11 protein-coding genes are annotated in these 14244 nt (G+C 55.1%); 5 read left to right on the top strand and 6 right to left on the bottom strand.

Annotated elements, in window-relative coordinates:
- The 3 genes from V7Q41_RS09750 to glmS all read right to left on the bottom strand — a co-directional run.
- The coding region (locus V7Q41_RS09750; RefSeq protein ID WP_333845635.1) for a type I restriction-modification system subunit M at positions 1 to 1202 on the bottom strand (1202 nt) is incomplete at its 3' end.
- Between the two features lie 47 nt (positions 1203 to 1249).
- Positions 1250 to 1582 carry a hypothetical protein gene (locus tag V7Q41_RS09755; protein WP_333845636.1) on the bottom strand — a complete coding sequence of 111 codons (333 nt, stop codon included), beginning with the start codon at positions 1580 to 1582 and terminating at the stop codon, positions 1250 to 1252.
- 7 nt (positions 1583 to 1589) lie between these two features.
- Positions 1590 to 3509, bottom strand: a complete 1920-nt coding sequence (gene glmS / locus V7Q41_RS09760; protein WP_333845637.1) for a glutamine--fructose-6-phosphate transaminase (isomerizing) — start codon at positions 3507 to 3509, stop codon at positions 1590 to 1592.
- Between the two features lie 136 nt (positions 3510 to 3645).
- Between glmS and V7Q41_RS09765 the strand changes: the two genes are divergently transcribed.
- Positions 3646 to 4137, top strand: a complete 492-nt coding sequence (locus V7Q41_RS09765) for an Lrp/AsnC family transcriptional regulator (protein ID WP_333845703.1) — start codon at positions 3646 to 3648, stop codon at positions 4135 to 4137.
- 27 nt (positions 4138 to 4164) lie between these two features.
- Here V7Q41_RS09765 and V7Q41_RS09770 read toward each other — a convergent pair whose 3' ends face one another.
- The gene (locus V7Q41_RS09770) at positions 4165 to 6543 is read right to left on the bottom strand and encodes a bifunctional metallophosphatase/5'-nucleotidase (protein ID WP_333845638.1); all 2379 of its coding nucleotides are present in this window, start codon (positions 6541 to 6543) and stop codon (positions 4165 to 4167) included.
- A gap of 328 nt (positions 6544 to 6871) precedes the next feature.
- On the opposite strand from V7Q41_RS09770, the gene V7Q41_RS09775 reads away from it, so the two are divergent.
- On the top strand, positions 6872 to 8689 hold the full coding sequence (locus tag V7Q41_RS09775) for a bifunctional metallophosphatase/5'-nucleotidase (RefSeq protein ID WP_333845705.1): 1818 nt from the start codon (positions 6872 to 6874) through the stop codon (positions 8687 to 8689).
- Positions 8690 to 8765: 76 nt separating this feature from the next.
- Here the strand turns inward: V7Q41_RS09775 and glmU are convergent, their stop codons facing one another.
- The gene (gene glmU / locus V7Q41_RS09780) at positions 8766 to 10175 is read right to left on the bottom strand and encodes a bifunctional UDP-N-acetylglucosamine diphosphorylase/glucosamine-1-phosphate N-acetyltransferase GlmU (protein ID WP_442918844.1); all 1410 of its coding nucleotides are present in this window, start codon (positions 10173 to 10175) and stop codon (positions 8766 to 8768) included.
- On the opposite strand from glmU, the gene V7Q41_RS09785 reads away from it, so the two are divergent.
- Positions 10165 to 11055 (top strand): DUF6279 family lipoprotein, encoded by an 891-nt coding sequence (locus V7Q41_RS09785; protein WP_333845639.1) that lies wholly within the window; start codon positions 10165 to 10167, stop codon positions 11053 to 11055. The genes glmU and V7Q41_RS09785 overlap by 11 nt on opposite strands.
- A gap of 4 nt (positions 11056 to 11059) precedes the next feature.
- Here the strand turns inward: V7Q41_RS09785 and V7Q41_RS09790 are convergent, their stop codons facing one another.
- Positions 11060 to 11635: a 5-formyltetrahydrofolate cyclo-ligase gene (locus tag V7Q41_RS09790; RefSeq protein ID WP_333845708.1), complete on the bottom strand. Its 576-nt coding sequence runs from the start codon at positions 11633 to 11635 to the stop codon at positions 11060 to 11062.
- 13 nt (positions 11636 to 11648) lie between these two features.
- On the opposite strand from V7Q41_RS09790, the gene V7Q41_RS09795 reads away from it, so the two are divergent.
- Together V7Q41_RS09795 and V7Q41_RS09800 are read left to right on the top strand one after the other, a co-directional pair.
- Positions 11649 to 13691, top strand: coding sequence for a transglycosylase SLT domain-containing protein (locus tag V7Q41_RS09795; RefSeq protein ID WP_442918845.1), 2043 nt, complete (start codon positions 11649 to 11651; stop codon positions 13689 to 13691).
- Between the two features lie 110 nt (positions 13692 to 13801).
- Positions 13802 to 14185: a hypothetical protein gene (locus V7Q41_RS09800; RefSeq protein ID WP_333845640.1), complete on the top strand. Its 384-nt coding sequence runs from the start codon at positions 13802 to 13804 to the stop codon at positions 14183 to 14185.
- Positions 14186 to 14244: the final 59 nt, after the last annotated feature.

The following is a 14244-nucleotide window of genomic DNA, read 5'->3' on the forward strand; positions in this document are numbered from 1 at the left end:
TCTTTTAATAAATCGATTGATGATTCTGAGTGCTTGCCCGTGTTGTAAAACATTTCTGTTGGGAGAGCGATGATCGCTTCAAGCAAGTCATTTTCAATTACCCATTTGCGAATTTCGCTTTCACCTGACCCTGCACCGCCCGTGAACAGTGGAGAACCATTTAGAACAATAGCAACTCGTCCACCACCTTTTTCAGGCTCACGCATTTTGCTGATGAGGTGGAGTAAAAAGAGCAAACTTCCATCACTAATTCGTGGAAGACCTGGACCAAAGCGTCCAGCAAAGCCAAGGCGCTCATGCTCTTCCTTGACTATCTTCTCGACATTTTTCCATTCCACCCCAAAAGGAGGGTTAGCGATGCCGTAGTCAAACTTGGCACCAGCATGACCGTCGTTTGACAGAGTGTTTCCGAACTTGATGTTGCTTACATCCTGCCCCTTAATCAACATGTCGCCTTTGCAAATGGCGAATGACTCAGGGTTAAGTTCTTGACCACTCACAATTAAAGTTGCATCGGGGTTCAATCCATGAACGCCAGACAAATACTCTTCAGCCACTGAGAGCATCCCGCCAGTTCCAGCGGTCGGGTCATAGATGGTTCTGATAACACCAGCCTTTGACAAGGCTTCGTTATCTCCATGAAACAACAAGTCGACCATGAGTCGAATAACTTCACGAGGCGTGAAATGTTCACCTGCTGTTTCGTTTGAGAGTTCAGCAAATTTACGAATAAGTTCTTCGAAAACTCCACCCATGTCGGCGTTAGAAACAACTTCTGGATGAAGGTCTACTTCAGCAAATTTCTGGGCTACGAGAAATAGCAAATCTGCACTTGCCAGCTTTTCGATTTGGTTGTCGAAATCGTATTTTTCGAAAATGTCCCCAATGTTGCTTGAGAACCCATTCACATAACTTATCAAGTTCGCCTTGATGTGTGATGGGTCAGTCAGCGTTTTGGAGAGGTCTAGCGGCGAAGTGTTGTAGAAGCTTTGCTTTGCAATTCGGGTCAGAAATGGAGTTGGGTCAACACCTTCTTTAGTGCGTTTGGCATGTTCAGCTAGTACCGCTGCCTTCGTTGGCTCAAGAACGCAATCAAGGCGACGAAGAATCGTGAATGGAAGGATGACCTTGCCGTAGTCACTCTGACGGTAGTTGCCACGTAATAGGTCGGCAACCTGCCAAATAAATCCTGAAAGTTCCACACTAACCTCTATTAATTCTTTTATCGAATCTAGATTATGCGGGTCATTCAGCGATCAATCATTCCCTTCTGAAGACTCACCTTAACTAAATCTAGCTCGCTTGCCTGAGCCAACCGCTCAATCTTTATTTTGGCTTTCCTAATGATGCCGTAGATCAGTTCTGGGTAGAACTGTTTGCCTGACCATGAGTTCACCCCTAGGGCACTCAGGTGCGCTGCAATCTTCTTGGGAATCCAGCCCCTTTCATGGAGTTGCATGATGCGGTCTATTAGGGCTTGATGGTCTGGATTAAGGTAGACCAAGGACAGCGCCTTGGTTTTTACCTCTATTTGAACACAAAGGTAGTAATTAATTTCAACTTTGACCCCAAAGAAGGTCAAAAGGAAATTATTCCACCGTCACACTCTTGGCTAAGTTTCGCGGTTTGTCGACATCTGTGCCCCGCGCACACGCCGTGTGATAGCTCAGCAACTGCAAGGGCACCACATGCAAGATGGGTGACAGCACGCCGTAGTGTTCGGGCATGCGGATGACGTGCACGCCTTCGCTGCTTTCAATCTTCGTGTCTCCATCTGCCAGCACATAGATCACGCCGCCGCGAGCGCGAACTTCTTGCATATTGCTTTTCAGCTTTTCCAGCAATGCGTCGTTCGGGGCCACCGTTACCACGGGCATGGCGCTGGTGACGAGTGCCAAGGGGCCATGCTTTAACTCGCCAGCGGCATAGGCCTCGGCGTGGATGTAGGTGATTTCTTTGAGCTTCAAAGCGCCTTCTAGCGCGATAGGGTAATGCGTGCCACGGCCCAAGAACAACGCATTTTCTTTGCTGGCAAAGTCTTGCGCCCACGCCATGATTTGCGGCTCAAGCGCCAAGACAGCTTGAAGCGCGGCAGGCAAGTGGCGCATGTCTTTGATGTGGGCGGTTTCTTCTTCCTCGCTCAAACGGCCTTTGGTTTGCGCCAAAGCCAAGGTGAGCAAAAACAAACCCGCCAATTGTGTGGTGAAGGCTTTGGTGGACGCCACACCAATCTCCACCCCAGCGCGGGTCACGTAGGCCAGCTTGCACTCGCGCACCATCGCGCTGGTGGACACATTACAAATGGTGAGCGTTTGCGTCATCCCCAAGCTTTGTGCGTGGCGCAGAGCGGCCAAGGTGTCGGCCGTCTCGCCCGACTGGGTGATGGTGACCACCAAGCTGTGGGGGTTAGGCACCGATTCGCGGTAGCGGTATTCGCTGGCAATCTCCACTTGGCAAGGGATTTTGGCAATCGATTCAATCCAATACTTTGCCACGCAGCCGCTGTAGTAACTGGTACCGCAGGCGAGGATGAGCACGTTGTCGACGGCTTTGAAGACCGAATAAGCGCCGTCGCCAAACAGCTCAGGCGTGATGCCCTCGATGCCTTCCAGCGTGTCGGCAATGGCGCGCGGCTGCTCGAAAATTTCTTTTTGCATGTAGTGGCGATAGGGCCCCAAGTCGGCTGCGCCGCTGTGCGCTTGGACGGTTTTGACCTCACGGGTGACGGCTTTGTGGTGGCGGTCTTGCACCCAGTATTTGCCGATTTGAATGTCCACCACATCGCCCTCTTCAAGGTAGACGATTTGATCGGTCACGCCCGCCAAGGCCATGGCGTCGCTGGCGAGGAAGGTTTCGTTGTGTTCTTTGCCAACCCCCAAGATGAGCGGTGAGCCCGCACGCGCGCCAATCACACGATGCGGTTCGTCTTTGTGAAACACGGCGATCGCGTAGGCACCTTGCAGTTGTTGAACCGCGGCTTTGACCGCTTCGAACACATCGCCGTTGTAGAGGTTATCCACCAAGTGGGCAATGACCTCGGTGTCAGTTTGGCTCAAAAATTCATAGCCCTTGGCTTGCAGTGCAGCACGCAGCTCGTCGTGGTTTTCGATGATGCCGTTGTGCACCAAGGCGACCCGCCCTGGCTTGGCTGGGGTGGCTTTCACGTTGTCCCCTGGCTTGGCTGAGCCCGCGCCGGCCCCCGTTCCATGGCTGAAGTGGGGATGCGCGTTGTGCATCGCTGGCGCACCATGTGTGGCCCAACGCGTGTGGGCAATGCCGGTGCCGCCTTCGATGTGCTCGGCCTGGACTTGTGCCATCAACTCTGACACGCGTGCCGTGCTGCGGGCACGCTGCAAACCGCCTTGCAGCTCGCTGGGCGTGGCGCCAAGGCTGGCCGAATGCACCGCCACACCGCAGGAGTCGTAGCCACGGTATTCCAGCCGCTGCAAGCCCTGCACAAGAATGGGAACGATGTTGCGGGTAGAAACGGCGCCGACGATGCCACACATAGAAATACTCCAAAACAAAGAATGTGATGGATACTAAGACGATCAGCGAAAAATATCTGACTGATTTTTTGCTTATATTGACGATTTATTTCATTTAGAAATGAAAATGAAATAAAAAAATTTTAGGCTGATGAATATGAAATTTATCCCACTCGATGCTGTTGACTTGCAGCTGCTGGACATCTTGCAACACGATGCCAGCCTGAGCAATGTGGCGCTGGCCGAGAAGGTGGGTGTCTCTGCGCCCACCTGCTTGCGCCGCGTCAAGCGTTTGCGTGTTGAGGGCTGGATAGAGCGCCAAGTGGCGGTGCTCAACGCCGACAAGCTCGGTGCCGCCCTGGGCCATGGCCTGACGGCCTTGGTGGAAGTCTCTTTGGACAAACAAGGCAGCGAACACCTTGATGATTTTGAGGCCCGTGCAGTCTCCCTAGACGCGGTACAGCAATGCTGGCGAGTCTCTCCAGGACCAGATTTCATGTTGGTGCTGCAGGCTCGCGACATGCCGCACTACCTCAGCATTAGCCAGGCCTTGTTTACCCAAGACGCCAATGTGCGCAATGTGAAGGCATTTTTTGCCACCAAACGGGCGAAGATGACCACCCAAATTCAACTCCCCCTCACGGTTTAAAAGAGGGGCAAGCCGAACTGAGCAGTTTTATTGATTCAGTATTTGGATACGTGCAGATGGCGCTGCCACAGGCGATTTGTCGCGAAGATAAGCAAACATAGCGTCCAAGTCTTTTATTTTGGTGTCCAGCACGTCGGTGCCTTGCTGGGCCAAGATTGTGAAGTTGTCGCCACCTGAACCGAGGGCCAAGAAGTTGTTCGTGACGACCGTGTAGGTTTTGTTCAGATCAAGGCTGACACCTTTGATTTTGACCGTGGAGACAACCACGCGACGACCGGCGCCAGCAGCGGCGCAATTGTTTGGTGAACTTCCGCTGGTCCACGGGTTGATGCTGTTGTCAAAGGCATAGTTCAGCGTGCTGGAGACTTGCAAAACGCGACCATATTGCTTGGTGGTTGGGTTAATAGTGGCGGTGCAGTTGGGCGCCTCCCACTGCTGCTCCAACAGACGAATGAGTTGCGCTCCCGTGATGTTCACCTTGACCAAGGTGTTTCCAAACGGGGACACTGTGTTGACTTGCGCGTAGCTGACTGGGCACGGTGGCGTGACACCCGATGCGCAGGTCAAGTCTGCTCGCACACCCCCCGGATTGACCACAGCGAGGTCTGCATCGCCAGGCGCACCATACAGATACATGTCCGCCAGCACCGAACCCATGGCCCCTTCGACCAGGTTGGTGCTACCCGTGCGCATCAGGTTGGCCGAAATGCTACCCACTTGCTTTTGGGCCAGTTTTTGAGAAATGGCGGTGTAGTTGTTCACCAACGCATCGACAGATGGGTCTTTGGCAAAGGTCTTGAAACCAGCAGGAATCGTTTTGCCCGCATTGTTGTCCGCTTGAATCACGGGGACCGTATTGGCAGACCAAGCAGTCACGCCTTTCTTGGGATGAATGTTCAGGTTGATGTCGGTCAGCGAACTGCCATAGAAGCCTGTTTGAGTGACCAGGTACTTTTTCTTGCTGCCAGCACCGGTGTATTCACACACGTATTCTTGGTGGCTATGGCCAGTGACCACCGCGTCGACCTCCTCACCCAGTCCATCGAGAATCTTGCCCAGTTCCCCAAAGCTGACGGGGCACGATTTGTCGTTCAGGTAAGTGGCGTTTGACACACCGCCTTGGTGGATCAACACCACCACGGCTTGAACTCCAGAAGATTTCAAGGCCCTTGCGTTGGCGTTGATGGTGGTGATTTCGTCATTGAAAGTCAAACCAACCACCCCAGAGGATGCGACCACGTCAGGCGTTGCCTTGAGCGTCAAGCCCACAAAACCAACGCCCACTGGGCCAAAGCGTTTGACATAGGTGGCTGGGAACAAGGTTTGTCGGCTGCTTGTGTCAACCACATTGGCTGCGAGGTATTTGTACTTTGCACCACGGAAGGTCGTGCCTGTGGCCGAATAAGTCCCCGTCACCGGGTCCATGAAGCAGGTGTCGACGCCCACCTGACCTTGGTCGCCCACTGCTGGAAAACAGCCTCCATGTTGTTTGCGCAACAGTTCGGCTTTGCCGTAATCAAACTCATGGTTGCCCACCGAGGTAACGTCCAAGCCAATTTGATTCAGAACGTCTACGGCCGCCTCATCATGGGTGATGGAGGACACAAAAGGGGTGGCACCGGTCATGTCTCCCGCCCCAACCACCACACTGTTGGCAGCGGATTGCTTCAAGCTCTTGATGGCCGTGGCCACATACGCAGCCCCTCCAACCCTCACCGCTACACCAGCGCCGCCATTGGGCAAATTCACTGTGCCGCCATTGGAGGCCGATGGCGCTTGGATGTTGCCGTGAAAATCGTTCATGGCAATGATCTTCACAGCAAAGCTCTGCGCTTGAAGGCTGTCCAACAATTGGGCATGCGCATTGCCTGTGGCGTTGGCTGAGGTCGCCACCAGCGGATTGGCGATGAGGTTGTTCAGATCCGTTGGAATGGAAACCCCGTTCGCGCTGAGATTGTCAAACACAGCTTTTTGCGCATCGGCCACCAAGGTCGACGTCAGTTTGGCGGCGGCTGTTGGTTCAAAGCCCGCAAAATAAGCGAGAGGATCCGTGCTGATCTGATTGACCAAAGCCTCTGTCAATGGCGTCACGTTGGCGGTGACTGATTGACCTGTGCCCGAGGCGATCGAATGCAAAGCCATCGTGGCACTTTGGACTTGCACCACACAGGGCAAGCTGCTGTTCAATCCAACGCTGTAGGCGCCTGTCGCGTCCGTGGTGGTGGTGTAGGTCTGGGCATCAGCGCACTTCACCGACACGGTGGCATTGGACATCGGCTCGCCGTGAGCGGCGACACCGGAGACCACCGTCGCAAACTCACTCCCCCCACAAGCGACCACCAACAAAGCGACCAGGCCTGCGCCCACCAGCGTTTGAAAGCCCGTTTGATTGACTCGACGCAACATATCCATCCATCCTTTTAGTAATTACAAAGTATTACTATAGGTTTTGGATATTTCACTTTGGTGAAAGAAGCTTGGGGTGGCGCTGAACCGAGTGGACTGACTCAGATGGCGCTTTTTCGACCCCATGTCATTGGCCATGCTCACCTGCTTGCGTCGCAGAAAGTGAAATCAAATTTTCACATCGCGTGGAAAAATTTAATCTATTTGTCATATTTCAAAATTAAATTTCACCCTTCACCTTCAAATATCTTCGATCACTATGAGACAACTATTCACCCACAAAAGAACTAACTTCATTAAATCTCTGTTCAGCATCAGCCTGCTATCGATGGTGTTGACGAGTTGTGGAGGGGATGAATACACAACACCCCCAATCATCTTGACCTTGCTGCATATCAATGATCATCACTCACGGTTGGATGAGGAACCGATCACACTTCAAATGTCCAATGCAGCAGGGGCCGCCAAATTTGTGGCCTTGCCCATCGGTGGATTTGCGCGAGTGGCGGCGGCCATCAGCGAAGAGGCTGCAAAGAGCACCAACGTCATCAAATTGCATGCAGGCGATGCGTTGACAGGCGACTTGTACTTCACTCAAAGTGAGGGTGAGGCCGATGCTGCTGTCATGAACACCGTTTGCTTTGACGCCATGACTTTGGGCAACCATGAGTTTGACTCTGGTGATGCCGGACTTTCCAAGTTCATGGGCTTTTTGAATAAGGACCCTAGCAAGTGCAAAACACCTTTGCTGTCCTCCAACGTCAGCACCAGCAGCACGTCCCCCATTGCTGGCAAATTTCTGCCTTACACAACAGTGACACGAGGAGGGCAAAAAATTGGCGTTGTGGGGGTCACGATTTCAAATAAAACCAAAAATGCTTCTCGCCCTGACGAAACTACGCTCTTCGCCGATGAGGTGAAAAGCACGCAAAACGCCATTGACGAACTCACCCTCCAAGGCATCAACAAGATCATTGTGATGAGCCATGTTGGCTATGAGTTTGACATCACCAAACTGGCCCCTAAACTCAGAGGAGTGGACGTGGTTGTCGGCGGTGACTCCCACAGCCTGCTGGGACCTGACAGCTTGAAGCCATTTGGCCTCACACCCGAAGGAACATACCCCACCAAGCTCACCGATCTCGATGGGCGGCCAGTTTGTGTGGTTCAGGCTTGGCAATACAGCCACGTCGTTGGAAAGCTCACGGTAGATTTTGACAACCGAGGACATGTCAGCGCTTGTAATGGTGCGCCTATGGTGCTTGTCGGCGATACCTTCAAAGATGGCAACACCTCTACTACCGCGACCGCCACCCCCTCAGCGGCAGATGCCGCTGCATACAAGAAAGCTTTGAATGATTCCGGCATATTTAGGATCACCACGCCACTTGCCGAAACAGTGACGGCATTGAAGCCTTTCAGCGATGCCAAAGTCGCGCTGGGTTCGGTCAAGGTTGGCGAGTCTTCACAAAACCTCTGCCTGCGACGCGTCCCAGGCGTTGGACCCAAAAGCGACACCACGCGCTCGCTCTTAGGCAACGTCTGCAACCAGAATGCTGATGTCATTGCCCGAGGTGGCGACATACAACAACTCGTCGCACAAGCCTATTTGGCGCAGGGCCAGACTTTTGGCGGGGCGGACATTGCATTGCAAAACGGTGGTGGTGTCCGTGTTGACATTGCTGCTGGAGACATCACGGTTGGTAGGGTCTACACACTTTTGCCATTCAAAAACGTGTTGGTGCGCATCAACATGACAGGACAGCAAGTCAAAGACACGGTGGAAGATGGCATTGATTCCATGCTGGGCAACAACGGCGGGACGGGATCCGGTGCCTACCCCTACACGGCTGGTTTGCGTTTTGATGTGGACATCACCAAGGCCAAAGGCTCACGCGCCACCAACCTTGAAGTCCAAAGCAATGGCCAGTGGGTCAGCTTTGACACGAGCAAAACCTACAAAGTCATTACCAACGACTTCACAGCGGGCGGCGGCGACAACTATTTGACGCTCAAAGGCATCGACAAAAACCTGAAGGAAAACACCTTCTTGGATTACGCGGACTCATTCCTCCAGTTCGTCAAGAAGAACACGCCTTTGTCAAAACCCACCACATTCAGTACAAAATCTTATAAAGAACAGTAATTCGTTGCACGCAATTAAAACGCCAAGTCTTTGCAGACTTGGCGTTTTTTTTATTGCCTTTACTTTATTGAGGGTCCTAGGGTGATTGAGGTTTTTTCTCAGGCCGCGTGTAATTGGCCACACTCACCTGTTTGCCCCGCGCCACGCTGAGAGCGCCAGCCTCGGTGCTTTTGGTAATCGTCGAGCCACCGCCCACCGTGCCGCCCGCGCCGATAGTGACAGGCGCCACCAACACGCAGTTGCTGCCCACATGCACATCGGCCTCGATCACCGTGCGGTGTTTGTTGGCACCGTCATAGTTGGCGGTGATGCTGCCTGCGCCAAAGTTGACGCGCTCGCCCACCGTGGCGTCACCCAAGTAGGCCAGGTGGTTGGCTTTGGCGCCCTTGGCCAGGGTGGCGTTTTTGACTTCCACAAAGTTGCCAATGTGCACCTCGGCCGCCAGTTGCGCGCCGGGGCGCAAGCGGGCGAAGGGGCCAATGCGCGCATCCGCGCCCACGGTGACGCCCAACAGTTCGCCGTCGATGTGGGTGAAGGGGTGAATCACCGCACCCGCCTCGATGGTGCAGTTGGCGATCACGCAATTCGCGCCAATCTTCACGCCTTGGCCCAAGCTCACGCAGCCTTGAAAGATGCAATTCACATCAATCTCCACATCCTGCGCGCAGCTCAAATGGCCGCGCACATCAAAGCGCGCGGGATCGATGATGCGCACGCCCTCGGCCATGAAGGCCTGCGCTTGGCGATGCTGATAAGCGCATTCGAGTTCGGCCAACTGGGTGGGACTGTTCACGCCTGCCACTTGGGTGGCATCGCTGATGGTGTGGGCCACCACAGGCACGCCGTCGGCTTGGGCAAACTTCACCACGTCGGTTAAATAAAACTCTTGCTGCGCGTTGTGGTTGTCCAGCCGAGCCAGCCAGGGCTTGAGCAGTTTGGCAGGCACGGCCATGATGCCGCTGTACACCTCTTGGATGGCGAGCTGCTCTGTGTTGGCATCTTTGTGTTCGACGATGGCGTGCACTTGGCCGCTGGGGCTGCGCACGATGCGACCGTAGCCGGTGGGGTCGTCAAAAGCAATCGTTAGCAATGCCAGTTGTTTGCCGTCGCACAGATCGACCAAGGCTTGCAGCGTGTCCGCTTGCGTCAAAGGCACATCACCCGACAGCACCACCACCACGCCGTCATCGGCCAACAAGGGCACCGCTTGTTGCACCGCGTGGCCTGTGCCGAGTTGGGGCATTTGACGCGCAAATTGCAAATGGTCGGCCGCATTGGCAGCAGCCAGTGCAGGCTCGACTTGTTCTGCGCCGTGGCCCGTGATCACAATGGTCTGGCGCGCCTTCAAGCTGCGGGCCGTGTCGATGACATGCTGCACCAAAGCCTTACCCGCCAGCCGGTGCAGCACTTTTGGGATACTGCTCTTCATGCGGGTGCCTTTGCCGGCAGCCATGATCACCACATCCAAAGCTTTCATGTCATTCATCCTTATCTTGCGCAGAATTATCCGCCATGCCTCTGCCTGCTTTGCGCTGGCGGCGCTGGTGGGCTTGAGTGCATGCAGCACCGTCAAAGTGGCTTACAACAACAGCGACGACGTGATGTATTGGTGGCTCGACAGCTATGCCGATTTGCAGGACAACCAAAAGCAATTCACCCGTGAAGCGCTGGCTGATTTGCTGCGCTGGCACCGCCAACAGCAACTGCCCGAGTACGCAGCCTTGCTCAAACGCATGCAAACACTGTTGGCCCAAGACATCACGGCTGCACAAGTCTGCAGCGTGACCGAGGAGATGAGAACCAGCTTTGTCACCTTGCTGCGCTATGCCGAACCCGCCAACATCAAGCTGGCCACTCAGCTCAAGCCTGAGCAACTGCGCAGCATCCGCCAGCGCTTTGACAAGACCAACAAAACATGGAAAGAAGACTGGCTAGACCCCAGCGCCGAAGACCGCCTGCAATACCGCAACAAACAAGCGGCCAACCGCCTAGAAGATTTTTATGGCCGCCTCGACAAGCCCCAGCGCGAGGCGCTGAACCTGTGGCTGAGCAAATCCAAATTTGACCCCGCCCTGAGCTTTGCAGAGCGCGAACGCCGCCAAGCTGACAGCATGCAAACCTTTCAACGCATGGCCCAAGAAGGCAGCCCCACCCCGCAAGCGCAAAACATGCTGCGCGGCCTGACCGAGCGCACCTTGAACTCACCCAACGAGCGTTACCGCACTTACAACCGCGAACTGTGGGACCAAAACTGCGAAGGCTTTGCTAAGTTTCACAACAGCACCACGCCTGCTCAGCGTCAGCGCTTGGCGGAAGCCCTGCGCAGCTACGAAAACGATTTCAAAGCCTTGGCTGCACCAAAATAAGGGCTCAGCCCATTGGCCAAACCACGCCGTTGTCGTTGAGCAATGCATCGAGTGGCATGTCGTGCGGCTCGGGCATCAAGTCTGGCAAAAAGCCATGGGTAAAGCCCAGACCCGTTGTGAACGGCTTGGGTTGCAAAGTGGCCAAGGTCCGGTCATAAAAGCCTCCGCCATAACCTAGGCGAAAACCACCAGGCCCATACCCCACGCACGGCACAAACAGCAAGGTGGGCACGATCACTTCGGTGTCTTTGGGTTTGGGAATGCCGTAGGCGTCCTCTTCCATCGGGCAGCCGGGATACCACGCGTGAAAGCTGAGTGTTTTGTGGGCCTTGTCAATCACTGGCAAACCAATGCGTCTGCGTTGAGGCTGGTCCAGCAACTCGCCGTCTTCCTTCCAGCGGTGCAGTGCGGGCAATGGATCAAATTCGCCTTTGATGGGCCAGTAGGCACCAATCACCGTGTCAGGACGGCTGAACAACCAAATGCGCATGACGCGCTGCAAAAGATCTGCCCGCTCCAGCCGATCGGGCAAATTCAAACGCTCTTCAATGAGCCGTTGTCGCAATGTCTTTTTGTCCACAGATAATCCGTGCATGAAAGTTCGAGCCATTGTGTCATTGTTTGCCTGCGTCTTATTGACGTTGGCTGCTGTTCAACCCAGCTTGGCTGCGCCTGCGTCCAGCACCGCCCAAGCCGACGCCGTCATCACCGACATGGCGCAGGCCTTCAAGCGGGGAGACCGCAAGCGCCTCTCGGCCCTGCTGCCTCAAGCCAAAGGCCACCCGTTGGAGCCTTGGGCTGCTTATTGGGAACTCAAAGCCCGTTTAGACGAAGCCTCACATCAAGAAATTCGCTCCTTCTTTGGCCGCTACCCGGCCACCTACCAAGAAGACCGCTTGCGCAACGATTGGCTGCTGCTGCTGGGCCAGCGCCGTGATTGGACCACCCTCAGCGACGAACACGCGCATTACCGCATGCGCGACGACCGTGAATTGCGCTGCTACATCTTGACCGTGGAGCTGTTAGAAAAAGGCGCCCAAGCCAACCCTGGCATTGCCGATGAAGTACGCAAAAACTGGATGGGCATGAAAGAAGCAGACGACGGCTGCACCTTGGCTGCTGACCGCCTCTACTTCACCAAACAATTCACCAGCTTAGACATTTGGCGCAAAGCCCGTTTGATGGTGGAGCACAACCGTCCTCGCAGCGCCCGCAACGCGGTACAAATCGTTGCGCCTGACTCGGCCCAACTGGTAACCGACGCCTTCAACAACGCCGACAAGTTTTTGGCCAAACACATCGCTGCGCCCCAAAAGGTACGCCAAGAGTTGCTGGTCATGGCCCTCATCAAAGTGGCCACCGCCGACGCTGACAAAGCCGACAAGCTGATGCGCAACAAGTGGCAGCCCTACCTCACCACCGAAGAGCGCCATTGGGTGTGGGGCGTGATTGGTCGGCAAGCCGCCATGCGTTTGGATGACGATGCGCTCGCGCACTTTTCCCGCGTCGCGCACGACAGGGATTTGAACGACGACATGCTGGGTTGGAAAGTACGTGCTGCATTGCGTGCGGGCAACACCCCCAAGTGGCTGGTCGTTGAAAACGCCATCGCCGCTATGAGCCCCGAAGCGCGCAAAGACCCCACGTGGGTCTACTGGCATGCACGGGCCATGTTGGCCCGCAAAAAAATAGCCCCGCAAGTGCAACAAGATACCACCGCCATGCTCGAGAGCATCGCGGGCGTGCGCGGCTTCTACGAGCAACTGGCCCTTGAAGAGCTCGGCCGAAAAATCACCGTGCCCGCGCGCCCCCCTGCCCCTAGCGCTGAAGAAATGGATGCGGCCCGCCGCAACCCATCGCTGCAACGCGCGCTCTATGCCATTGGCATGGGGCTGCGTGCTGAAGGCGTGCGCGAATGGAACTACGCCACCAATCTGGTGGATGCCCAAGGCAAAGCCGGCATGATGAACGACCGCGAACTGCTCGCTGCCGCTCAACACGCCTGCGACAACCAAGTGTGGGACCGCTGCATCAACACCAGCGAGCGCACCCGCTTGAGCATCGACTTTGAACAGCGCTTTCCCATGCCGCACAAAGACGCGGTGCTGGCCCGCTCTCGACAAATCAACCTCGACCCTGCTTATGTGTACGGTTTGATTCGACAAGAAAGTCGCTTCATCACTGACGCGCGTTCACATGTGGGCGCGTCTGGGTTGATGCAAGTCATGCCTGCCACCGCCAAATGGACGGCCAAGAAAATTGGTTTGACCCAGTTCACAGCCGATCAAATCAACGACCGCGACACCAACATCGCCATCGGCACCGGCTATTTGAAACTGGTGCTCGACAGCTTCGAGGGCTCCATGCCCTTGGCCGCAGGCGCTTACAACGCAGGGCCCAGCCGCTCACGCCGCTGGCGTGCGCCCAGCAACGGCACAGGCCCCGTGCTCGAAGGCGCGATTTGGGCTGAGAACGTGCCCTTCAATGAAACCCGCGACTATGTGAAAAAAGTGTTGTCCAACACCACCAACTACGCTGCTTTGATCACTGGACAACCCCAGTCTCTCAAGGCCAGACTGGGCTTGGTAGGCCCACGCGATGCAACCGCACCCGCTGAAAATTTAGACTTGCCTTGAATGGTGTGTGAGCTCACGACTAAGTGATAACCCTAGGAAGCCATGAGGATTAGGGTAATCCCTATACTTCAATCTTCATTTAGTCTGACAACGACCACTTAAGGAATCCCATGACCACCTTCGTCAACATCAGCCATCCCACTGAACACCGTGGCGTTGCCCGCTTTGAGCGTGCATTTGTCACACTCAACAACCTTTTGCAACGCCTGCAGCAAGAAAGCACGTTCGCTGTCTTGTTGGGCATGTTTGGGGCGCTCAGCTTTTTGGCTGCCTTGTATGACATCGCCGACGCGTCCCCACATGGTCAGGAGCTGGGCGCTTGGGTGGTGCTGTGGGCTGCTGTATTGGCCATGTTGGTGGTGTTTGCCAAATACTGCACCCGTCAATGTGTGGCCTGGCTCAAAGCCGACCGCGAAGCCCGCATGTGGGAGAGCGCCATGACCGATTACCGTGTCATGGCAGACATTCGCAGCGCACAAGACCGCAGCCAATAAACCAGCGCAAACGTGGCGCTTCGCGCCAGCCGATTCAAAAGCACCGCCCCGTCGGTGCT

The sequence above is a fragment of the Limnohabitans sp. genome (assembly GCF_036804465.1).
In the GTDB taxonomy this organism is placed as follows: Bacteria; Pseudomonadota; Gammaproteobacteria; order Burkholderiales; family Burkholderiaceae_C; genus Limnohabitans.

Bases quoted from the DNA above. Each gene is read 5' to 3' on its own strand.
- V7Q41_RS09800 (WP_333845640.1), top strand. From the start codon at position 13,802: ATGACCACCTTCGTCAACATCAGCCATCCCACTGAACACCGTGGCGTT.
- V7Q41_RS09785 (WP_333845639.1), top strand. From the start codon at position 10,165: ATGTCATTCATCCTTATCTTGCGCAGAATTATCCGCCATGCCTCTGCC.
- V7Q41_RS09775 (WP_333845705.1), top strand. From the start codon at position 6,872: ATGGTGTTGACGAGTTGTGGAGGGGATGAATACACAACACCCCCAATC.
- V7Q41_RS09795 (WP_442918845.1), top strand. From the start codon at position 11,649: ATGAAAGTTCGAGCCATTGTGTCATTGTTTGCCTGCGTCTTATTGACG.
- V7Q41_RS09770 (WP_333845638.1), bottom strand. From the start codon at position 6,543: ATGTTGCGTCGAGTCAATCAAACGGGCTTTCAAACGCTGGTGGGCGCA.
- glmU (WP_442918844.1), bottom strand. From the start codon at position 10,175: ATGAATGACATGAAAGCTTTGGATGTGGTGATCATGGCTGCCGGCAAA.
- glmS (WP_333845637.1), bottom strand. From the start codon at position 3,509: ATGTGTGGCATCGTCGGCGCCGTTTCTACCCGCAACATCGTTCCCATT.
- V7Q41_RS09765 (WP_333845703.1), top strand. From the start codon at position 3,646: ATGAAATTTATCCCACTCGATGCTGTTGACTTGCAGCTGCTGGACATC.